Here is a 22,235-nt window from a genome sequence, read left to right as displayed (position 1 = left end):
ATGCGGTCAACGCGGGACAGAAGGCTACAATCCACTGAACACGCAAGTAAGCCGCATCGGAACACCCCCGTTATCGGGTGCTTAAGGGAGTAGCGGTGAAGAACGCCGTCTACTAACTAGGGTGGTACCACGGGAAACAACCTCTCGCCCCTAGCGCAGACACGCTATGGGATGCGGAGGTTTTTTTGTTGCAGACCGTATGAGGAGGAAATCAGTATGAGTGAAACGACACAGCCGAAGCATGGCTACCAACCACAAAGCATTGAGCCGAAATGGCAGCAGCATTGGGAAGAGAATAAAACATTCCGCACGGGAGAAGATCCGGCTAAACCGAAATTTTTCGCCATGGATATGTTCCCTTATCCGTCCGGAGCCGGACTGCATGTCGGTCATCCGGAGGGTTATACAGCTACGGACATCGTATCCCGTTATAAAAGAACGAGAGGCTATAACGTGCTGCATCCGATGGGCTGGGACGCCTTTGGCCTGCCAGCCGAGCAGCATGCGCTTGATACAGGCGAGCATCCGCGCGATATTACGTTCAAGAATATCGACAACTTCCGCCGCCAGATCAAATCGCTTGGCTTCTCGTATGACTGGGACCGCGAATTTAGCACGACCGATCCTGATTATTACAAATGGACGCAGTGGATTTTCATTCAGCTCTACAAACGCGGTCTTGCTTACGTGGCCGAGGTGCCCGTGAACTGGTGTCCGGCTCTGGGCACGGTGCTGGCGAATGAAGAGGTCATCGACGGCAAGAGCGAGCGGGGCGGCCATCCGGTCATCCGCAAGCCGATGCGTCAATGGATGCTGAAAATTACCGAGTATGCCGAGCGTCTGCTGGAGGATCTGGAGGAGCTTGACTGGTCGGAAAGCATTAAGGATATGCAGCGCAACTGGATCGGAAAATCCACGGGTGCCGAAGTACATTTCGAGATCGATGGTCATGACCAGAGCTTGACGGTGTTTACGACCCGTCCTGATACACTTTTCGGCGCAAGCTACTGTGTGCTGGCTCCGGAGCAGGAATTGGTGGATGTCATTACGACAGCCGAGCAGAAGGAAGCGGTGAAGCAGTATCAGGAGCAGGCGGCACGCAAGAGCGATCTGGAGCGTACGGATCTGGCCAAGGACAAAACAGGCGTATTTACCGGGGCTTATGCCGTCAATCCGGTTAATGGAGCCAAGCTGCCGATCTGGATTGCCGATTACGTGCTGGCGGGATATGGAACAGGAGCCATTATGGCTGTGCCTGGACATGATACCCGTGACTGGGAGTTCGCCAAGCAGTTCGGTCTGGATATTATTGAAGTGGTAGCAGGCGGAGATGTAACTCGAGAAGTCTACACCGAAGACGGACCGCATGTGAACTCCGGCTTCCTCGACGGGCTTCATAACGAAGAAGCGATCGCCAGAATGATCGCCTGGCTGGAGGAGCAGGGCAAAGGCCAAGGAAAGGTGACCTACCGTCTGCGTGATTGGCTGTTCAGCCGTCAGCGTTACTGGGGCGAGCCGATTCCGATTCTGCATCTGGAAGACGGAACGATGAAGACCGTTCCAGAGGATCAGCTTCCGCTTGTCCTGCCGGATGTCGATCATATCAAGCCGTCGGGAACGGGAGAATCCCCGCTGGCCAATGTGACGGAATGGGTGGAAACGATTGACCCTGAGACCGGCATGAAAGCCCGCCGCGAAACGAATACAATGCCGCAATGGGCCGGAAGCTGCTGGTACTATCTCCGTTTCATTGATCCGCACAATGATAAGGAACTGGTATCCAAAGACAAGCAGCGCGAATGGCTGCCTGTCGACCTGTATATCGGCGGCGCCGAGCATGCGGTGCTGCACCTGCTGTATGCCCGCTTCTGGCATAAAGTGCTGTATGATCTGGGCGTAGTGGAGACGAAAGAACCGTTCCACAAACTGGTCAACCAGGGCATGATTCTCGGCACCAACAATGAAAAAATGAGTAAATCCCGCGGCAATGTCGTTAACCCTGACGATATTGTTAAAGAATATGGTGCAGATACGCTGCGTGTGTATGAGATGTTTATGGGACCACTGGAGGCCACAAAGCCATGGAACGAAAATGGCGTAGAGGGCACCTATCGCTTCCTGTCCCGCGTTTGGAGACTCTTTATCTCGGAAGACGGAAGCCTGAACAGCAAAATTACGCCGGACGGCGGAACGGATGATTTCAAACGCATCTGGCATAAAACTATTAAAAAGGTAACCGAGGATCTGGACAACCTGCGCTTCAATACCGCGATCAGCCAGCTGATGATTTTCATCAATGAAGCTTACAAGGCGGATAGCTTGCCGCGTCAGGGCATGGAGCATTTTGTGCAGCTTCTGTCACCGCTAGCGCCGCATCTTGCTGAAGAGCTTTGGGAACGGCTGGGGCACAGCGGCACCATTTCGTATGTTTCGTGGCCTGAATATGACGAGGCGTGGACCGTGGACGCCGAGGTGGAAATCGTTGTGCAAATTAACGGTAAAATCGTGCAGCGTGCGACGGTATCCAAGGATCTGGACGCCAAGGCGCTGGAGGAGCACGCCATGTCACTGGATAATGTGCAGCAGGTGCTTGCAGGCAAGACGGTGCGCAAGGTCATTGCCGTTCCTGGCAAGCTCGTCAATATTGTTGCCGGTTAAGCTGCTCCGAACTGAATAAGGCGTCTGCTCTGCGGACGTCTTCTTCATACTTGTCATGTGTGGTTCTAATCAGCTCATGGAACACATTGTGCAGGCTCATTTCCAGCAGGCTGAGCGCTTCGGCCGTGATCCCGCCGGGAACGGCTACCCTGGATTGCAGCTCGGCAGGAGTGAACCCGCCTTCAGTGAGCAGCCTTCCGGTGCCGAGCAGCATTTCGCTGGCGAGTTCGCAGAGCTGCCGGCGGTCCATGCCGGTCAGTTCGGCGCCGGCGTTAATCCATTGCTCCAGGAAATAGGAGAGAAACGCAGGGCCGCAGCTGGCAAAGTCGGAAGCAACCCGGGTAAACGCTTCCGGTACACGGAGCGGCTTGCTGATGGCTGACATCAGATTTTCCAGCATGTACCGGTCCTCTTCGTTGATACGGCTGCCATGTATGCATAACGAGGCTCCGCTGCCGACCAGATTTGTAATGCTGGGTATAATTTTGGATACTTTGCAGGAGAGCTCGCTCTCCAGCCGCTCAATGAGCAGGGGGCTTGTGATGGATACGACAATCTGTTCCGGTGAAACCGCATTGCGGATTTCGTCGATCACACATTTGAATTCCAGGGGCTTTACGCAAATAAATACAATATCGCTGTCCGCCGCCGTGTCGCTGTTCCGTAAGGAAAGGTTCAGGCCGGGATGGCGGTGGGCCAGCTTCTCTGCTTTGGCAAATGTCCGGCTGCTTGCCGTAATTTGCGAGGGGGTAAGGGCGCCGGCGTTAACAAATGCATCTATAAGCAGACTGCCCATGCTGCCGGTCCCGATAAAACCTACCTTCATGCTTAACGTCCTCCTTCCAACTGTTGAATAAGCCGTAGTTATTCCTCATAGTGTATGCATCCGGCCTTGGGCATCATGACGACTTTTTGGGCGGGACGTCAGCTTCTGCTTGGATATGCAGCTTTGAACAGGGCGGTTTTGTTGAGATCGCCGAATATCTATGAAGAGAGGACAGATGGGATTGAAGCGTGCAATGAATGCCGTTGCGGTGGCGCTGGCCGTCGCGGGCAGCGGGCTGATCTTATTTTCCGGCAGCCGTGCCCCTGCTCCGGAGCCAGGGTGGACTCCACTGAACCCGGTTATTGAGGAACGGGCCGCCGAAGAGAGCGAGACGGCTTCTGCTATTTCTGAAAAGGCGTCTTCCGCCGGGGAGGAGGCAGGCCAAGCCTCTGGCGGGTCTGATCCTAAAGCTGCAGACGCTGCAGCGAAAAAAACGGCTGTAGAGAAAACGGCTGTCGAGCAGACGTCCCCCAAGCAAACAGCCGCTCCCGTGACGGAGCAGCAGCCTCCCGAGGCTGTTCAACCGCAGGCAGCCGAGCTTTCGGGAGACACGGAGGCATCCGAGCCGCTCCCTGCCGATGGGCAGATGGTCAACATTAATACCGCCTCGGCGGCGGAGCTGATGGAGCTGCCGGGCATTGGCGCGAAGAAGGCGCAGGCCATTGTGGAATACCGCAATGCGCACGGACCCTTCAAGCGGCCGGAGGATCTGGACCAAGTGAAGGGCATCGGCTCCAAAATGCTGCTGAAGATGAAGCCCTACATTAAGTTGTAGCTTGTGTAACGAATTTGAAGTGAGTGCCAATATCACTACTTGTGTGCTGGAGGTAAGATATGAGCGCCGAGGGACGCAAAGACTGGGATACGTATTTTATGGATATCGCCTATATGGTGTCGACCCGCTCCCGCTGTCCGCGCCGCCACGTCGGGGCAGTGCTTGTGCAGGGGAAAAAGCTGCTGGGTACAGCCTACAACGGAGCCCCTTCGGGAGTCCTGGACTGCTCCGAAGCAGGCTGCATGATTTCCGAAGAGGTCGAGCTTGTCGTGACGGATGGCAGAGAGGAATTAGTCAAAAAGCAGCGTTGCATCCGCACGATCCATGCGGAGCAGAACCTGCTGCTGTTCACGGACCGGATCGACCGGGAAGGCTCAACCGTGTATGTCACGGATGAGCCGTGCTGGACCTGCTCCAATATGCTGGCAAACAGCGGCATTGTTGAAGTGATCTATCATCGCCCTTACCCGAAGGACGCGGGCAAGGTGAAGAAGCTTATGGAGCAGAAGGGTATCGTGTTCAGACAGATGGAAAACTATCAGCCGCCACATCAGACATGGATGAAAATATCAAATTAATGATTGCAAGAGGAGGAACCTCTGCCGCGAAGAGCGCGGGCAGAGGTTCTTTTTTTATTGCAAAGGAGGAACATCATGAACAACAGGCCGCTGCTTGCCGCGACGGTATGCTGGATTACAGGCCTCGGGGCTGCCCGCCTTTATTCCGGGGAAGTGCTGCTTGGCATATGGGCAGGTATCCTCTTCATGCTGCCGCTGGCCGTGTGGCTGTGCAAAATCTCATGGCGGAAGGCTTTGCTGTATTTTTTGATTTTAACCGCCGGCGGACTGTATTGGGAGCTGTATGATCATTTTCAGGCAAGCCGCATTCCTCAGGTACTGAATACCGGGAGCGGTGAGCTTGACGGCAGGACGGTGCGGGCGGAAGGCCGGATCGCGTCTCCCGTGGAGGTTGACGGAAATAAAGCGGAGTTTGAACTGGAGCTTGCTGCTCTCGGTGACACAGCGGAGTCCGCACAGACCCGCGAGATATCAGAAAAAGTGCTTGTGCAGGTCAAGCTCGCCGCGCAGGAGGAGCAGAATACTGCCAGAGCCTGGTCCAGGGGGGACCGGATCACACTGGCAGGGGCGATGAAGAACCCGGAGGGAGCAAGAAATTTTGGCGGCTTCGATTACCGGAATTATCTGAAAACCCGGCAAATCCATTGGCTGCTGCAGAGCAAAGGAGCCGATTCCGTGCTCATTCTGGAGACAGGCTCGTGGAGCAGGTACAGCCTGCTGCGCTGGAGTGATAACGCCAGGATCCTGCTTGGAGAACGGATGGATACGGCCTTTGCGCCGCAGATCCATGCCGGGTTCATGAAAGGCCTGGTGCTGGGCATCACGGACGACATTGACCCTGGTCTGTATGGTGAATTTACACGTCTCGGACTGACGCATATACTTGCCATTTCCGGCATGCATGTCGCCGTATTTACGGCAGGGCTGCTCTATATGCTCAGACTGCTGCGGTTCACACGGGAGTCGGCTTTATGGATTGTGTTTGCCCTGGTCCCTGCATATGTCCTCATTACCGGCGGTTCCCCGTCTGTGGTGAGGGCCGGGATCATGGCAATGATCGGTCTTTATGCAGCAAGGCGGGGACTTCTGAAGGACGGGCTGAATACACTCTGTGCGGCAGCAATCATGATGCTGCTCTGGAATCCTTACCTGCTCGTCAACGTCAGCTTTCAGCTGTCTTTCCTTGTGACAGCAGGGTTAATGATTTATGGGCCGCTGCTCAGACCGGTATTTGCAGCATGGCCACCTGCCCTTGGCGGGTCCGCCTCCATCACGATCACCGCACAGCTGGTTTCTTTTCCGCTGACTATTTTTTACTTCAATCAGTTTTCTTTATTATCTACTGCCGCCAATTTCGTTCTTGTCCCTGTCCTTACCCTCATTGTGCTTCCTTTAGGAGCGGCAGCGCTGCTGCTCTCGTTTGGCTGGGCGGGAGGAGCACGCTTGCTCGCATGGCCGGCCGAACGGCTGAATGAGCTCACATTCACGTTGGTAAAGTGGCTGAATGGATTTGACGGATACGTCACGATATGGCCTTCCACCTCCATTTGGTGGGTGCTGGTCTATTACGGGGTGCTTTATGGTTTGCTGCTTATTGTAAAAAGATGGTGGGATTCGCGATCTCCAACCTTTGCAGAATATGATACACAGCCACTGACGGCAGAACTGAACCGCACCGGACAGGGGATCCGTGCACACGAACAGCATAGGCCGCGTCCCGAGCCGCTTGGCTTGTCCGCTGTGCCGGAATGGTCGGTGTCCTGGTATGCCGAAGGTGCTGCCAAATATGCCGGAGTCCGTATGACAGGAAGGGATTATATAGCTTTTGCGGGCCTGTGTTTATGCTTTCTGGCATTGCTGTACATGGGCTACCGGACGCCGGATAACGGCGGAGCAGGGCTTGTCCAATTCATTGATGTGGGCCAGGGAGACAGCATCCTGATCACAACCCCGGAAGGCAGGCATCTGCTGGTGGATGCCGGGGGAACCATGGATTTCAACACAGGCAAGAATGCCTGGAAGCGGCGGAAGGATCCCTACGAAGTAGGCGCGAAAACGGTCGTCCCGCTGCTTAAACAAAGAGGCGTGCATCAGCTGGATGCGCTTATTTTGACACACGGGGACCAGGACCACGCAGGGGGAATGCAGGCGGTGCTGGAGGGAATTCCAGTGAAGTCCTTAATATTCAACGGGACTTTGACAGGCAAGGACTCGATAGACGGGCTGCTGCAAATCTGTCTGGAGCAGGATATTCCGGTGTATGGCGCAAGCCGCGGGCTGGAGCTGAAGCCAGACGGGCAGACCAGGCTTCTTTTCATGCATCCGGAGGATAAGAAGGAGAGGCTGCCTGTGGCAGAAGAGCAAAATGAGCAATCCGTAGTGTTCCTGCTGGAGATGGCGGGAGCGTCTTTTCTGTTTACCGGAGATATGGATGCGGCGGTGGAGCAATTATGGATCGGGCAGGAAGGGGCAGAAAATGAGCGTCATGAAGGCGTAGACGTTCTGAAGGTAGCCCATCATGGCAGCAAGACGTCTACGTCGGAGGAATGGCTGTCTTATTGGAAGCCTGCCGCAGCTGTCATCTCCGCCGGAGTGAACAATACATACGGGCATCCGAACGAAGGGGTGCTGGAGCGTTTGAACCGGTCGGGGACTGATATTTACCGGACAGACACCCAAGGGGAAATCCAAATGAGGGTGAGCGGCGGCAACTTCGAAATAAGGCATAAGCTGGCAGCGCCTGAGCCGCTGTAATTCGGGTGACTAACCTCCCTTTTTCTGTTATTCTAAGGAGAGTATTAATCTTGTTTCCTGAAAAAATTAATGAATTTACGAAAACAGACGATTCGGCTGCAACAATTTTTACGGTGCATCCGTCTGTAATAATGCAAGGAGAGGGGGATCCTTTGTGGTAGAGCAGGAGCTCATCAGGGCCGCTCAATCAGGCGATCGCGACGCTCTAATAACCCTTTTAAGAGAAATAGAACAGCATGTATACCGAACAGCATACTACATTCTCAACAATGAACAAGATGCCATGGATGCCGCACAGGAAGCACTCATTCGAATCTACTCCAAGATTAATTCCTACGAGGAAAAGGCCCAGTTCAAAACATGGGTGCAGCGCATTGTGACCAACATCTGCATTGATAAGTTCAGAAGGAACAAGCCTTCTGTCTCGATCGAAGAGCATGAAATGGTGTTCAGTGATTCGCAGGATGTAGAAGGTGAAGTCCTGTCTCAATATATGGCAAAGGATGTTCGTGAAGCAATTAATCAACTGCCGGAGCATCACCGGACGGTTATCGTATTGCGATACCTGCAAGATTTCTCCTATAACGAAATTGCTGACTCTCTCGATTTGCCTCTCAATACAGTCAAATCTTACTTGTACCGGGCAAGGCAGCAGCTGCAAGGACTGTTACAGGAATACCAGAAAGGTGGTGTATCAGGATGAAGTGTGAAGAGGTGATGGACCTAATGCAGCGCTATGTGGATCACGATCTGGACGAGCTGGAAACGTCCGAACTGCTGGATCATGTTGCGGAATGTCCGGTCTGTGCGGAAAAGTTTCATATATTGCAGGCACTGTCACGGGACCTTGAAGAACTGCCGGCCGTCACTCCAAAGTACAGCCTGGTCGATGCCATTTTGCCGCAGCTTGATGCCATTGATGAGGCGCGCAGAGAGCAGGGCAGTGCGCTTCAGGAGATGAAGCCTGTCACCCTGCAGGGCAGTCCTGGCCGGAAACAGCCAAGCGAGCCGCTTCCATGGTGGAAAAAGGCTGCAGGACGTGCAGCGCTCGGAGTGGCAGCAGCGGCGGCAGTTCTGGGAGTCGTGGCCATTACCTACGAGCCCAAGGCAGTGGAGAATGCGGAAATGCAGATGATCGATGAGAATACCGGGTCAGAGGCGAACACGCATAATGCCAGCGGCGGAGAAGAAAAGAGCGATCCTAAGAAAACGGATTCCGCGGCGGACAGCAGCACGGCAGCAGATCCGTCCAAGGATAAGGCTGCATCTTCCGGCAAGCCGGTGACGGAGGAAATGAAACCGGATGCGAAGGACTCCCAGCCGGATGATGCTGTTAATGCCGCTAATGACGAGCCAGCCCAATCCTTATCCAGGGAAGAAGAGCCCACGGAGAAAGCTGACAATTCCATTGGCAGCAAAGCTGAATCGCTGAAGGAATCGCCAGCCGGTGATACCAGCTCTGCCAAAGAGAATACCGGAACCTCTGAAGAAGCCTCTTCAAAGCCCGCGTCTGAGAAGACGCCAAAAGCGGAGGATGCCCCGAAGGCAGAGCAGTCCCAGAAAGCAGGCGACAGTCAGACGGAGCAGGAGCCTGAGTTCCAAACATTTATCGCTTCTTCTAAAGAGGATGGCAAATCCGCAGGCGATGGCTCCCAAAACGCAACAGCTCCAGGCGCAGAGCCCGGCACCGGAACGAACAGTGCTGCCCAAGAGCAGAAGCTGGGACCTACCGACAATCCATTACTGAGAGAAAGCCAAATCCAGAACGATATCTCAGGGGATGCTTCCAGTATGGAGATCACGGCAGAGCCTGGGAGCAACGATACATTCAGCTCGAAAGCTTCCGAGCGGCCTGCCAACGAGTCGCCGGACGGCCAGTTTATTGTTGAAGTGCAAGGTAAGAAGCTGACCGTGTATAAGCAGTCGGAGGATGGCTCCGAGAAAATCGCCATGGAGGTCCGAACTTTGAACGGAACCTGGATAGGGGGGGGCTGGTCGGAAGACAGCACAACGTTCACCTATTCAACGGAGCAGGACGGCACGGTGAGTAACTATATCTACACAGTTCCCCAGGTTACGGAGTAACCGAACTAACCCCTTGCCATTTTAAGTACGTGTTCAAAAAGTCAGGTTTTCAGCACCGAGAAGGTTGGATGAAGCAAGGGACTGAGGAGCGGAGCGTACTTAGGGTACGTGAGCACCGGAAGTCCCGGCTGAATTCAAGATTCGATGTCGAGTCCGCTTCCTGATTTGCTTCGTGATCAAAAGATGACTTTTTGAACTACCTCTTTAAGCACATCACTATGGCCCTCGCTTCGCGCGGGGGTCCTTCGTGCTGTCCAAGGCTTTTCGCGGCTCCAAATATCTGTTAGGATAAATCGGTGGAGGTGAGCCGTGATGGATTTGAAAACAGCAGCGAAAGCAATCCGGAAAGGCGATATCGCTCCGGTGTATCTGTTATATGGCACAGAGAAATATCAGATGAGACAGTTCGTGGACATGCTGCAGGAGCACGTCATTGAGGAGGAGCATCGCGAATTTGCCGTTATCCCCTATGATTTGGCGGATACACCGCTGGATGCGGTCGTGGAGGAAGCGGAGACCGTTCCTTTTCTGGTGCCGAAGAAGCTTGTGCTAGTCAGGGACGCGGGGGTATTTACGGCCGGCAAGGACGGCGGCAAAGTGGAGCATCGCCTGGATACGCTTGCCGCCTACATAGAGAATCCGGCAGAGTACAGCGTGATCGTATTTATGGTGCATGCAGACAAGCTGGATGAACGCAAAAAAATTGTCAAGCAGATCAAAAATGCGGCAACTGTCCTTACTTTCAGTCCGCTAAGCAGCGAGGAGCTACTGTCCTGGGTGGAGAAGCGTGCGGCGGAACGGCATGTCGCCCTCGAAGCGGGGGCCGCAGCAGCGCTGGTCCGCAATGCCGGGACGGGGCTGCAGGCGCTGGCGGCCGAAATCGACAAGCTGTGTCTTTTCGCAGGCGAGGGTGGTACAATCGGCGTAAAGGATATCGATTCGCTGGTCGCGCGCAGCACGGAACAGAACGTCTTTGTCATGGTAGAGGAGCTGGCCAATCTGCGGATGGAGAACGCGCTGTCCATTTTTTATGAGCTGCTGAAGCAGCGTGAAGAGCCGATTAAAATCGCCGCCCTCATCACCCGCCAGTTCCGCATTATTTTGCAGGTGAAGGAGCTGGCCCAGCAGAGCTACTCCCAGCAGCAGATGGCCGGACAGCTTGGGCTGCATCCGTACGCCGTCAAAATTGCGGGCGAGCAGGCCCGCCGATTCCGACCTGAGCAGCTGCGCTGGATTTTAAATGAGCTGGCAGAGCTGGACTACCGGATGAAAACCGGAGGGGTGGACAAAGTGCTCGGCATGGAGCTGTTTTTTCTAAAACTTGGGGCACAGACGGTATGAATGAAATCGGTGAAATGCCAAAAAATCCTGATCGGTGATCAACCGTTCAGGATTTTTTCTTCATAGTCGTATTAGAAGCGCTAATTATGCCTGGGCATTCAGAGCGTTCAGTTTTTTCGCCAAGCGGGACTTTTTACGGGCTGCAGCATTTTTGTGGATCAGACCTTTAGTTACAGCCTTGTCCAGCTTAGTGGAAGCGGCTTTGAAAGCAGCTGCTGCAGTTTCAGCTTCGTTATTAGCCAGCGCTTGATCAGCAGCTTTCACTGCAGTACGCAGCGCGGATTTTTGGGAAGCGTTCAACGCACGGCGTTTTTCGCTCGTCTTAACGCGTTTAACAGCGGATTTGATGTTCGGCATTCCATTCACCTCCTGTAAAGGCATTCCTTATGAACACAAACGTTTCACAACTTAAAATATTTTAGCATGGCAAATTTGAAAAAGCAATATGAAAAACATTTAGAAAGCCTGTTCCCGAATCAGTCCCACAGGGTTTGTATGCATATTAAGGTGACGAATCTCGCACACTATAGAAAAAGAGAAACTTTAAGGAGGCGTGATGATGGATCTCGATTTGCAAAACTATTCGGTAAGGACGGACCTCGCGATTGAATCAAGGGAATTGGCGGGCCGCGGGCAGCAACAGCCTATTCCGGGAGTACAGGAAGATGTGGAGGAGCAGGATGGCATCAGGATTACAAGGCTGAATGTAATGGATGAAACGGGAGCACAGCAGATTGGGCGTGTACAGGGCAATTATGTTACGCTGGAAATCCCCAAGCTGAGGGAAGGAGACTCCGGGCTGCAGGATCGCGTTTCGTACATCTTCGCCAAAGAAATGGAAGATTTCATACGTAAAATGGGCGTTTCTCCCAATGCAAGGGTGCTGGTCGTCGGTCTCGGGAACTGGAATGTCACCCCCGATTCGCTCGGGCCGCTGGTGGTGGAGAATCTTATGATCACACGCCAATATTTCGAATTGATGCCGGATCAGGTGAATCCGGGTTACCGTGAGGTCAGTGCAATAGCGCCGGGTGTGCTCGGTACGACGGGCATTGAATCCAGTGAAATTGTGCAGAGCATTGCGGAAAAAACACGCCCCGAGCTGATTATCGCCATTGATGCCCTGGCCTCCAGGTCGCTGGAACGAATCAACACCACGATTCAGGTGGCGGATATCGGCATCCACCCCGGATCAGGCATCGGCAATAAACGCCGCGGTATTACCAAAGAGATTTTGGGCATCCCCTGCATCGCTATCGGTGTTCCAACCGTCTGTTATGCATCAACCATAGTGAACGACTCCCTGGAAATGATGAAATCTCATTTAGGCAAGGACACCGCCCAGAGAGAGGCCATTATGGGAATGCTCAACTCCATTTCCGAGCAGGAGCGACTGCAACTGGTGAAGGAAGTGCTGCAGCCGCTCGGTCATGACCTGATTGTCACCCCGAAGGAAGTGGACAAATTTATTGAAGATATTGCAAATATTATCGCTACAGGCTTGAATGCAGCGCTGCATGAGGCCGTTACTCCGGACAACGTCGCCGCTTACACGCATTAACCTATATTGCTTTTCTTTCCCCCGCTGATCACAGGCGGGTTTTTTCTGCTTGTCCGTTCTAGCAATTCTTCTCCGTTCATAGAGTTGAAGTATAAGAGATTATCCCAATACGGAAGCTCCGACGGACTTGAAAGGCCGGGCTTCATTGAAAATGAAGGAGGACGGCTCTGGAAATGGGCAAATTTCAAATCTGGAACATAGGAAAGTGGAAAAGGGGAATGATCCGCGTGATGGCCATGGGCCATACGCTTGTCGTACTCGTTACAGGAACAGCCTTGTTCTTTGTGGCGCTGGGCCTGGGAGGCATCGCGGAGAACCGTTTGCAATCTTCTCCCGTTTCCTCCATGAAGGGGCTTGCCGCCTCGGTCTCAAATTCTTTCTTTGCGGACATGCTTGGCATGGAAATTCCCCATCTCAAGGAAGACAAGCGGGTCTCCGCCTTTTCGGCGCAGCAGATGACCACGCTCGCGTTCCAACTGCTGACCGGGGTAAATCCGCAGGATCCGAAAAGCCTGGTCGCCCGCGAAATACCGGGTATGGCTGCCGGCAGTCCTGTCCTGCTGCGGACAGGCTCCGGCAACCGGCTGGTCGAGGCTCCGGAGGACTATCAGCCGGATCCGGGAATTACGGGCTCCGGCGAGATTCCGCCCGCACCCCCGGACAAGACGGCAGACGAAGAGCCGCCGGCTTCAGAGGAGGATGGAAAGGGAGACGATGCACCTGTGAAGGGCGGCGCGTCCAAAACGGATGGAAACCGCATATTAATCTATCATTCCCATCCGCGCGAGGCCTACAACCCGCTTTTGAGCAAAAGCAGCAGCAATCCCAGTTCTTCCTCACCGTCCGCGAATGTGTCCAGGGTGGGGAGTTTTGTAGCCAAACGGCTTGAGAAACAGGGGATCGGCACTCAGCACGTCGACAAGGATTATGTAACGACAGTAAAGGACTATAACTGGAATTATTCTTACAAATATTCACGCCAAACCGTAAAAGAAGCGCTCTCGCAAAACGAAGATCTGACCTATCTGATCGATATTCACCGCGACTCCCAGCGCCATGATAAAACGACAGCAGTCATTGACGGCCTAAGCTATGCCAAAATTTACTTTATCATCGGCCATGACAACAAAAATTGGCGTGAAAACGAAGCCTTCGCCGCCAAGATTCACGAGAAGTTTGAGAAGAAGTATCCCGGCGTGTCACGCGGTGTCTGGGGCAAGGACGGAGGAGGAGGAAATAATGGTGAGTATAATCAGTCTCTCTCTCCGAACAGCATATTGATAGAAATCGGCGGGATTGATAACACAGAGGAGGAACTGAAGCGCACGTCCGACGCCTTCGCCGACATGCTGGCGGAGGTATATTGGGAAGGTAACAAGGTGATCAAGGCGGATGCCGCAGATAAAGGAACCAAGGAAACTAAGGAAGCTAAAGAAGATAAAGAGGATAAGGAAGCTCCGAAGGTTGCGGACAACACGGGGAAAAGCAAAGAAGAAGCCGGCCAGGCCAGATAGCCTGAAGCAGTGGGAATAAAAATCTGAGAAGAGGAGGCGGGGGAATGTCCCGTTTTGGAAGAAGAGCCTTGCTGTTCATCTGTCTGGTCGGATTGGGGCTGGTGCTCGGCATGCAGCTGGCAAGCTCGGGGATGCGAAGCGTGTATGGGCCTTCCTGGGATCAGACGAAGCCGCAGGAGGATGTTGAAGATCTGACACAAACGGTGGTGGAGGATACGCCGGCAGTCCCGCTTTCGCCTGCTCCCTCCATGACGGTGGTGCAGGTGGAAGGGCAGAGCGGAGGCGTGTATGGGCAGCTTCAGGCCCAGACGGAGAGTCAGGCCTCCCTGCAGCAGACGCCGCACACGGGTGAGGCTTCCGTGGATGTCATGGCCGACAAAACGGCAGGTCTGCTGCAACAGGCGTCGAAGAAGGGGATCGAGTGGGTGGTATCTCTGTTTGACGGTTTGACGAATTGATGCCACCGAGGATGAAGAAGGTTATGAAATGGGGACAGAACGGCCTACCCCCAACTTTTATTGCAGAGACATTGATGCGACCCCACGCAACTGGTATAATGAAGCGATTGACACTAGGCTTTGTGTGGGGGTAAGGCATGACGGACATTTTAGCGAGACAGAATAAAATTCGCAACTTCAGCATCATTGCACATATAGACCACGGCAAATCGACGCTGGCGGACCGGATTCTGGAGTACACAGGGGCTCTCACCTCCCGCGAAATGCAGGAGCAGGTGCTTGACCAGATGGAGCTGGAACGCGAGCGGGGCATCACCATCAAGCTGCAGGCGGTCCGGCTGAAATACAAGGCGGATAACGGTGAGGAGTATATTCTGAACTTGATCGACACCCCGGGGCACGTAGACTTCACGTATGAGGTCTCCCGCAGTCTTGCCGCCTGTGAAGGGGCGCTGCTGGTTGTGGATGCCGCCCAGGGCATTGAGGCACAGACGCTGGCCAACGTGTACCTGGCGCTTGACAATGATCTTGAAATTCTGCCGGTGATCAACAAGATTGATCTTCCGAGCGCCGATCCGGAGCGGGTGAAGCAGGAGATTGAAGATGTGATCGGCCTGGACACCAGCGAAGCGGTGCTGGCTTCCGCGAAGGCGGGCATCGGCATCAAGGAAATTCTTGAGCAGGTTGTCAAGTCCGTGCCCGCGCCGCAGGGCAATCCGGACAATCCTTTGAAGGCCCTGATTTTCGACTCGCACTATGACCCTTATAAAGGAGTTATCGTGTATGTGCGCGTCGTGGACGGCAAAATCAAGGCAGGCTCCAAAATCAAAATGATGGCTACCGACAAGACGTTCGAGGTCATTGAGGTGGGCGCATTCATGCCACGGATGACGATCGTGGACGAACTGAATGTCGGGGACGTAGGTTTTATCGTCGCAGGCATCAAACATGTTGGCGATACACGTGTCGGCGATACGGTTACAGATGCCAAAAATTCGACTCTGGAGCCGCTTCCGGGCTACCGCAAAATCAATCCGATGGTATACTGCGGCCTGTATCCGATTGATACGTCCGACTACAATGATCTGCGCGAGGCTCTGGAGAAGCTGCAGCTGAACGACGCATCGCTGAGCTTCGAGCCGGAAACGTCCAGCGCCCTGGGCTTCGGCTTCCGCTGCGGCTTTCTCGGCCTGCTGCACATGGATGTCATCCAGGAGCGTATCGAACGGGAATTCAACATTCCGCTGATTACGACAGCGCCAAGCGTTATTTACCGTATCAAGCTGACGGACGGCTCCTCCATCGAAATCGACAACCCATCCAACTATCCGGAAATCGGCCGTATCGATTATGTTGAAGAGCCTTATGTAAAGGCTGGTATTATCGTACCTAACGATTATGTAGGAACGGTTATGGAACTGTGCCAGACCAAGCGTGGCGAGTATGTGAATATGGAGTACCTGGATACGACGAGGGTGACCATTACCTATGAAATTCCGCTGTCCGAGATCGTATATGATTTCTTTGACCAGCTGAAATCAAGCACCAAGGGTTATGCCTCGTTTGATTACGAGCTGTCCGGCTACCGCCAGTCCAATCTGGTGAAAATGGATATTCTGCTGAACGGAGAGCAGGTGGATGCCCTGTCTTTCATCGTTCACCGTGAGCGGGCCTATCACCGTGGACGCATCATTTGCGAGAAGCTGCGCGAACTGATTCCGCGCCAAATGTTCGAGGTGCCGATCCAGGCTTCTGTCGGAACGAAGGTTGTGGCACGTGAAACGGTTAAAGCCATGCGTAAAAACGTGCTTGCCAAGTGTTACGGAGGCGATATCTCCCGGAAGCGCAAGCTGCTGGAGAAACAGAAAGAGGGCAAGAAGCGCATGAAGCAGGTAGGTAACGTAGAGGTTCCTCAGGAAGCCTTCATGGCCGTCCTGAAAATTGACGAATAAGCCTTTTGGCGCAAATAACGTATGATATGTACCTTTATCTAAGGGAAAGCCTGATCGGCTTTCCCTTTTCAAAATATATGGGCTGTATATCCTGAGCCGCTGCTGAAGGCCGGGCCGCCCGCTGCAAGCAAGGAGTGATTTTGCATGACCCTGTCCACTGGACACGAACAAGATTCTTCCGCACCCAAAGCGGTGTATATTCATATTCCCTTTTGTACGAACAAATGCTTTTACTGTGATTTTAATTCCTACGTCTTGAAGGACCAGCCGGTGATGGACTATTTGCAGGCGCTGGAGCGTGAAATGGAGCATACGGTCAGGCTGAACCCCCCGGGTAAAATCAAGACGATATTTGTCGGCGGGGGGACGCCGACCGTGCTGACGCCCAAAGAGATGGAATATTTTCTGAAATCGGTGCGTACCTATTTCCCTGCCTGGTCGGATGATATCGAATTTTCCATGGAAGCCAATCCGGGAACGACGGATCTGGAGAAGCTGTCTGTCATGAAGGAAGGCGGGGTTAACCGGGTCAGCTTTGGTGTGCAGGCGTTCCAGAATTCGCTGCTGAGCGGCATTGGCCGCATCCATAATACGGATGACGTATACCGCAGCCTGGAGAATGCTCGCGCGGCGGGTCTAACCAATCTGTCCATCGATCTGATGTTCGGCCTGCCGAACCAGACGGTGGATATGCTGGATGAGAGCATCAGCAGGGCGCTGGAGCTCGGACTGCCACATTACTCAATTTATAGCCTGAAGGTTGAAGAGAATACGCTGTTCCATACGATGTACCAGAAAAACCAGCTGCCGCTCCCGCATGAAGACGACGAGCTGCAGATGTATCTGCTGCTCATGAGCCGGATGAAGCAGGCGGGGTATGTCCAATATGAGATCAGCAATTTTGCCAAGCCAGGGTTTGAAAGCCGCCACAACATGACATACTGGCGAAATGAAGATTATTACGGCCTTGGTGCAGGCGCTCACGGGTATGTGGCAGGACAGCGTCATATGAACATTAAAGGGATCAATCCTTATATCGAAGCTGCAGGCAAAGGGCTTCCGCGCCTCGACAGCTTCCCGGTTCCGGCAGCGGAAGCGATGGAGGATTTTATGATGGTGGGGCTGCGCATGGCGGAGGGGGTAACCTCCGAGCGCTTCAACCGTCAATTTGGCCAGCCGCTGGATGAGGTGTTTGCCCGGCCGCTTGCCAAAATGCTGGCTGCCGGACTGCTTGAGCAGACACCCGTCGGCTACCGTCTGAGCGAGCGGGGAATTCTGTTCGGCAATGACGTATTCGGCGAATTTATAGGTTCGGTGGCGGTAAATTCCTAGCTTGCAATCTCATGCGCCGTGTTGTATATTTATTCATATCTTTTACAGCGTGATGCAGGAGGAGAGCGGGATGGCTTCGGTTTGCAAAGAGGTTTTATGCAGAAATGCGGTTCCTGACGATGTGGAGCCTTTATATCAAATGATCAGCGGTTATGCCGAGCGGGGCATTATGCTTCCACGTTCCCGTGAGGTGCTGAGGCGCCAGCTCGATACGTTCATCGTAGCTGAAGTCGACGGCCAGGTGGTCGGCTGCGGATCGCTTTGCAAGCTTGGTACAGACCTTGTTGAAGTACGCTCGCTCGGAATCTCCGAAGGCTATAAAGGCATGGGGATCGGCTCAAAGCTGGTGGACGGATTGATTGAGGAAGCGAAGCGTCAGAACATTCCGAAGGTTATGGCGCTTACGTATGAGGTGTCTTTTTTTATTAAAAACGGTTTTGAGATCGTAAACAAAGAAATCTTCCCGGAGAAGGTTTGGACAGACTGCATACACTGCAGCAAGCAGCATGCCTGCGATGAAATCGCCGTATTGAAACAGCTGAACTGACTTGGGGAGGTCCGAGTCGGTTCAGTTTTTTTGTTGTGCCCAATAAGGGATATGGGGTTTATCGAAATGGAAGACACCTTCATTGATACCCGTTTGCGCTTTTCGAGGAGGTGGATTTACAGCTGTTTTCAGTACTTTCTTTGTATATGAATTTGTACCACACGCTTTATTGCGTTTTCTCGAACGTTCAGTAAAACATATTTAGTGCTAATGAACTATTGGAATTTAGTTGATAATAATGTATTTTTTTATGTATCATACAACTTGCGAAATGTAATGTTCTCGTTGTGAAAATATTATTTTTTTAGGAGTAAGTTCCATTATTCGTCCTCTCTTTGAATACCGTTGAGGCACGTTCTAGGAATTCAAATTCCACCGTTCCGATTTTCCATGGTTTCATCAGGAATTACTTTATCACTGTTCCGTGTCTCTCTGCCTACGGGAACCTTATAAAGGGGGGATTTTAACTAAAATCTATTCATTCAAATTTATCGAAATCGTTTTATTAAGGTCCTATATTATCATGAGGAGGTAGGTTTATGGAGCAAGTTAAAAAGGCATTTTGTACAAAAAAATGGTTATTATTAATTTTGGCTTTTTACTTTTTATTTTTCTCTACAACTCTCCCAGTGAATGCTGCAGCACAGTTGGAAAATGGAAATGAATCACACTCAGGCGGGGATTTTTGGGGAACGACAAATGAGGGAATGACTATTGAGCCTTTTGCTGAAGATCCCGATGACGGAATTCCTGCTTGCCAAGGAACATTTTATAATGAAGTTTCGAATATTCCCGTACAAGTAGCAAATGCTGGCGGTGATAATAGATCCTTAGCATGGGGGTTTAATTTAACTCCTACTGCCAGAACTCTTCTTGGTTCAACGGTGATAGTTTCAATGATTAGCGCTACAGTAAATGGAAACTCAATAAATCCTCCCTATGTCCCTCACACTAATACTTCTACATATAATTTTCATGGGAGTTTAAAGAATTACAATTACATTGGTCAATCTGGCGGAGGGACTCTTAAAAAAAATGATACTGTCTACTTCTATTGGACAATTACTTCTGTAAAAGATCCCAAAGTAGGGGCCTATCGTTATATTAGATGCCGGGTGAATTGAATTAACTAACCAACCCTAATCATTATTTGGTGGTAAAACACAAGACTTAGGCGATTATTTTCGCTTCTTCGATGTTATTCATGTAAACACCTGTCAATACTGGTGATTAAAAGACCAGTAGAAGATGAGGTGTTTTCATATGTTTATAGCCAATTTGAAGGAAGGTCAGTTTGAGGAGCTTCTTCATATTCCTGATCCAACGTACCTGCAGTGTACTCTTTATCTTCATGTCAAATAATCTCGCCAGTTGGCATAGTTCACGGTGTATAGCTCACTCCTATCCGATAGATGAATTTGGATAAATCACAAATTGAGTATGCTAGGGTTCTTGAATGATTTATGATGCAATGATTTCTAGAGTTCAGGCGAGTGTTTCATGATTGGATAGTTTAATCCATTATTTTACTCTCTCGTCAACTGCTTGATATGTAGAACTATAAACCGAAATGAGAATAAAAAAAATCAAAAAGGGAGGTTTTTTATATGAATCTTCGCTGGCATAGTGATAAAATTTTTTTCGAAACACTTAGAGAAGCCGAAGAATGGGCAGGCTCTATTTCAAACGAGATCCATGCCCGAAACTATGATGGATATATTACCCCTGATTATAAAGTAGCTTATGTGCTTGCTTATCGCTTAGCATCGGTAAAAAAATTTAACGTGCATACAGAAACAGGTTTATCAAAGGAAGATACTGAAGTTTTTCGGGTTTGGGTTGTACCTGCTGAACCAGATATCAAGCTACCTTGAAGATGCTTTGGAAATTTGAGAGAAGCACTTATTATCCTGGACAATGAAGGATTTATTTGACTGCGATGAGATAGGCGCAGCAAAGGTGTTGAACCGACTTGACAATACTCAGGTCGGTTTGGTATTTTTGTATTACTGGTTAGCACTCGTCAATTGTGAGTGCTAATGATTTCTTAAAACCATCTTGATCCTGTTTGGACAGCAAGGGAGGAGCTCGCATGTTAACCGAACGTCAGAGATTGATTCTGAATGCCATAATCGACGACTATATCCGTTCGGCTGAGCCTGTGGGATCCCGCAGCATATCCAAGAGAAAGGATGTCGGCTTCAGTCCGGCAACCATCCGCAATGAAATGGCGGACTTGGAGGAGCAGGGATATTTGGAGCAGCCCCATACGTCTGCAGGACGGATTCCGTCACATAAAGGATATCGTTATTATGTCGACCATCTGGTGCCGCTGACCAAGCTGGGACCGCAGGAAATGCGCGAGCTGAAGACCTTTTATGCCGAAAAGCTAAATGCTATGGAACAGGTGATTCAGCATGCATCCGGCATTCTTTCCCATATGACGAATTATACTTCCATCCTGCTGGGACCGGAAGTTTTTCATACTTCTTTGCGCCATTTTCAATTGCTTCCGCTGAATGAGCATACGGCCGTAGCCATTATTGTCACGAATACGGGGCATGTGGAGAACAAGACGGTTGAACTCCCGCCGGGCATCTCGGTGTCCGATATGGAGAATGTCATTAATATGCTCAACCGCAAACTGGTGGGAGCGCCGATCTATCAACTGAAGATGCGCATGCACACTATCCTGGGACAGGAAATGCAGCGGCATCTCTCCCAGTTCGAGGATGTGATCAAAGTGCTGGATATGGCGTTCGAGGGCGAATCGGACCAGCGTCTCTATTTGAGCGGGACCACGAATATGCTGATCCAGCCTGAATTCAAAGATGTGGATAAGGTCAAGAATATACTTGACTTGCTGTCAGAGACACCTACCATCTTGAAGATGATGGCACCCGTGCAAGGTGCGCCTGAAGTTCAGGTCCGTATCGGCACGGAGAACGATCACGAGGCTTTTGCCAACTGCAGCCTGATTACCGCAACCTATGCAATTGACGGTGAAGCACTCGGTACGATCGGCATTCTGGGTCCTACCCGCATGGAGTATGCGAGGGTCATCAGCATTTTGGGTATCCTTTCCAAGGATTTGACGAATATGCTGACAGAGCGTTTCAGATAAAACGGCATGATGGGGATCGCAAGCAGCGCCGTTGTCGTACTACCTTAAGGAGGTGAACATCTTGAAAGATGAACAAACGGTTCAGGAAGAAGAACAGCAGCTGAATGCTGAGGAGACCCCCGAAGTCAACGGGACTGCTCAGGATACAGGCGGGGAGCCGGTGAATGAGGCAGCCTCCGTTGAAGCCGGGGAGAACAGTGAAGCGACCCGTCTTCGTGCAGAGCTTGAAGAGCAGCAGCAGCGTCTTCTGCGTGTACAGGCTGATTATGATAATTTCCGCCGCCGGACACAGAAGGAGAAAGAAGAGCTTGCGAAATACGCTTCCATGAAGCTGGTAACCGAGCTGGTGCCGGTCGTGGACAATTTCGAACGCGCGCTGGCTACGGCTCCGCAGGGTGCGGAGTCTGAATCCTTCGCCAAGGGCGTAGGCATGATCTTCCGCCAGCTGGAAGGAGTTCTGACCGCTGAAGGAGTAACTGCGATGGAAGCGGTCGGCAAGCCGTTCAATCCGGAATTCCACCAGGCGATTATGCAGGTGGAAAGCGAAGAGTATGAAGAGGGTATCGTTGTTGAGGAAGTCCAGAAAGGCTATATGCTGAAGGATAAAGTGCTTCGACCGGCAATGGTTAAAGTAAGCATGTAGGCATTGACGATGTTATACCCCGGATTTTTCGACAAAATCCTTACACATAGACCATAACGGGCATCATGCCTGTGGTACAATCCGAAG

The 22,235-nt window shown here is 51.9% G+C and carries 19 protein-coding genes and 1 other annotated feature (1 of these 20 only partly in view); of the genes, 17 read left to right on the top strand and 2 right to left on the bottom strand.

The genetic code is table 11. The annotated features are described in order from the left end of the window. Positions 1–155, top strand: a binding site (T-box leader); it begins 101 nt to the left of the window's first position. Between the two features lie 61 nt (positions 156–216). Then, positions 217–2,658 carry a leucine--tRNA ligase gene (gene leuS / locus ACE5LO_RS20510; protein WP_375521853.1) on the top strand — a complete coding sequence of 814 codons (2,442 nt, stop codon included), beginning with the start codon at positions 217–219 and terminating at the stop codon, positions 2,656–2,658. Here leuS and comER read toward each other — a convergent pair. Then, complete coding sequence (gene comER, locus ACE5LO_RS20505) at positions 2,639–3,484, bottom strand: late competence protein ComER (protein WP_375521852.1); 846 nt, start codon at positions 3,482–3,484, stop codon at positions 2,639–2,641. The two genes, leuS and comER, sit on opposite strands and share 20 nt — an antisense overlap. Before the next feature lie 181 nt (positions 3,485–3,665). Here comER and ACE5LO_RS20500 point away from each other — a divergent pair, with 181 nt between their 5' ends. From ACE5LO_RS20500 to holA, 6 genes are all read left to right on the top strand, one after another. Beyond that, a complete protein-coding gene (locus ACE5LO_RS20500) occupies positions 3,666–4,259 on the top strand; it encodes a ComEA family DNA-binding protein (protein WP_375521851.1) in 594 nt (197 codons plus the stop codon). 59 nt (positions 4,260–4,318) lie between these two features. Beyond that, positions 4,319–4,837 (top strand): deoxycytidylate deaminase, encoded by a 519-nt coding sequence (locus tag ACE5LO_RS20495; protein ID WP_375521850.1) that lies wholly within the window; start codon positions 4,319–4,321, stop codon positions 4,835–4,837. A 75-nt stretch (positions 4,838–4,912) separates the two neighbouring features. After that, the gene (locus tag ACE5LO_RS20490; protein WP_375521849.1) at positions 4,913–7,591 is read left to right on the top strand and encodes a ComEC/Rec2 family competence protein; all 2,679 of its coding nucleotides are present in this window, start codon (positions 4,913–4,915) and stop codon (positions 7,589–7,591) included. Between the two features lie 154 nt (positions 7,592–7,745). Continuing rightward, entirely contained in the window at positions 7,746–8,294 is a 549-nt protein-coding gene (locus tag ACE5LO_RS20485; RefSeq protein ID WP_375353694.1) for an RNA polymerase sigma factor, read from the top strand. Continuing rightward, positions 8,291–9,676 carry a zf-HC2 domain-containing protein gene (locus ACE5LO_RS20480; RefSeq protein ID WP_375521848.1) on the top strand — a complete coding sequence of 462 codons (1,386 nt, stop codon included), beginning with the start codon at positions 8,291–8,293 and terminating at the stop codon, positions 9,674–9,676. The genes ACE5LO_RS20485 and ACE5LO_RS20480 overlap by 4 nt, the downstream gene beginning before the upstream one ends. 312 nt (positions 9,677–9,988) lie before the next feature. Beyond that, the gene (gene holA / locus ACE5LO_RS20475) at positions 9,989–11,017 is read left to right on the top strand and encodes a DNA polymerase III subunit delta (RefSeq protein WP_375521847.1); all 1,029 of its coding nucleotides are present in this window, start codon (positions 9,989–9,991) and stop codon (positions 11,015–11,017) included. A gap of 84 nt (positions 11,018–11,101) precedes the next feature. On the opposite strand, the gene rpsT is transcribed toward holA, so the two are convergent. Beyond that, entirely contained in the window at positions 11,102–11,374 is a 273-nt protein-coding gene (gene rpsT, locus ACE5LO_RS20470) for a 30S ribosomal protein S20 (protein ID WP_375353698.1), read from the bottom strand. Between the two features lie 202 nt (positions 11,375–11,576). Between rpsT and gpr the strand changes: the two genes are divergently transcribed. The 10 genes from gpr to grpE all read left to right on the top strand — a co-directional run bounded on the left by gpr (position 11,577) and on the right by grpE (position 22,148). Beyond that, on the top strand, positions 11,577–12,578 hold the full coding sequence (gene gpr, locus ACE5LO_RS20465) for a GPR endopeptidase (protein WP_375521846.1): 1,002 nt from the start codon (positions 11,577–11,579) through the stop codon (positions 12,576–12,578). Between the two features lie 173 nt (positions 12,579–12,751). Continuing rightward, positions 12,752–14,092 carry a stage II sporulation protein P gene (locus tag ACE5LO_RS20460; RefSeq protein ID WP_375521845.1) on the top strand — a complete coding sequence of 447 codons (1,341 nt, stop codon included), beginning with the start codon at positions 12,752–12,754 and terminating at the stop codon, positions 14,090–14,092. Between the two features lie 44 nt (positions 14,093–14,136). Beyond that, a complete protein-coding gene (locus ACE5LO_RS20455) occupies positions 14,137–14,550 on the top strand; it encodes a DUF3679 domain-containing protein (protein WP_375521844.1) in 414 nt (137 codons plus the stop codon). 137 nt (positions 14,551–14,687) lie between these two features. Next, positions 14,688–16,502, top strand: a complete 1,815-nt coding sequence (lepA, locus tag ACE5LO_RS20450) for a translation elongation factor 4 (RefSeq protein WP_375521843.1) — start codon at positions 14,688–14,690, stop codon at positions 16,500–16,502. A gap of 144 nt (positions 16,503–16,646) precedes the next feature. Then, positions 16,647–17,834 carry a radical SAM family heme chaperone HemW gene (hemW, locus tag ACE5LO_RS20445; RefSeq protein ID WP_375521842.1) on the top strand — a complete coding sequence of 396 codons (1,188 nt, stop codon included), beginning with the start codon at positions 16,647–16,649 and terminating at the stop codon, positions 17,832–17,834. A gap of 70 nt (positions 17,835–17,904) precedes the next feature. Beyond that, complete coding sequence (locus tag ACE5LO_RS20440) at positions 17,905–18,381, top strand: N-acetyltransferase (protein ID WP_375521841.1); 477 nt, start codon at positions 17,905–17,907, stop codon at positions 18,379–18,381. A 539-nt stretch (positions 18,382–18,920) separates the two neighbouring features. Next, a complete protein-coding gene (locus ACE5LO_RS20435; RefSeq protein ID WP_375521840.1) occupies positions 18,921–19,505 on the top strand; it encodes a hypothetical protein in 585 nt (194 codons plus the stop codon). A 483-nt stretch (positions 19,506–19,988) separates the two neighbouring features. Beyond that, complete coding sequence (locus ACE5LO_RS20430; RefSeq protein WP_375521839.1) at positions 19,989–20,255, top strand: hypothetical protein; 267 nt, start codon at positions 19,989–19,991, stop codon at positions 20,253–20,255. A 218-nt stretch (positions 20,256–20,473) separates the two neighbouring features. After that, positions 20,474–21,505 (top strand): heat-inducible transcriptional repressor HrcA, encoded by a 1,032-nt coding sequence (gene hrcA / locus ACE5LO_RS20425; RefSeq protein ID WP_375521838.1) that lies wholly within the window; start codon positions 20,474–20,476, stop codon positions 21,503–21,505. Between the two features lie 61 nt (positions 21,506–21,566). Continuing rightward, positions 21,567–22,148: a nucleotide exchange factor GrpE gene (grpE, locus tag ACE5LO_RS20420; protein ID WP_375521837.1), complete on the top strand. Its 582-nt coding sequence runs from the start codon at positions 21,567–21,569 to the stop codon at positions 22,146–22,148. Positions 22,149–22,235: the final 87 nt, after the last annotated feature.

This window comes from Paenibacillus medicaginis, assembly GCF_042138635.1.
GTDB lineage: Bacteria > Bacillota > Bacilli > Paenibacillales > Paenibacillaceae > Paenibacillus > Paenibacillus medicaginis.
The sequence above is the reverse complement of the archived record's forward strand: the minus strand, read 5'-3'. Positions and strand labels throughout refer to the sequence as shown.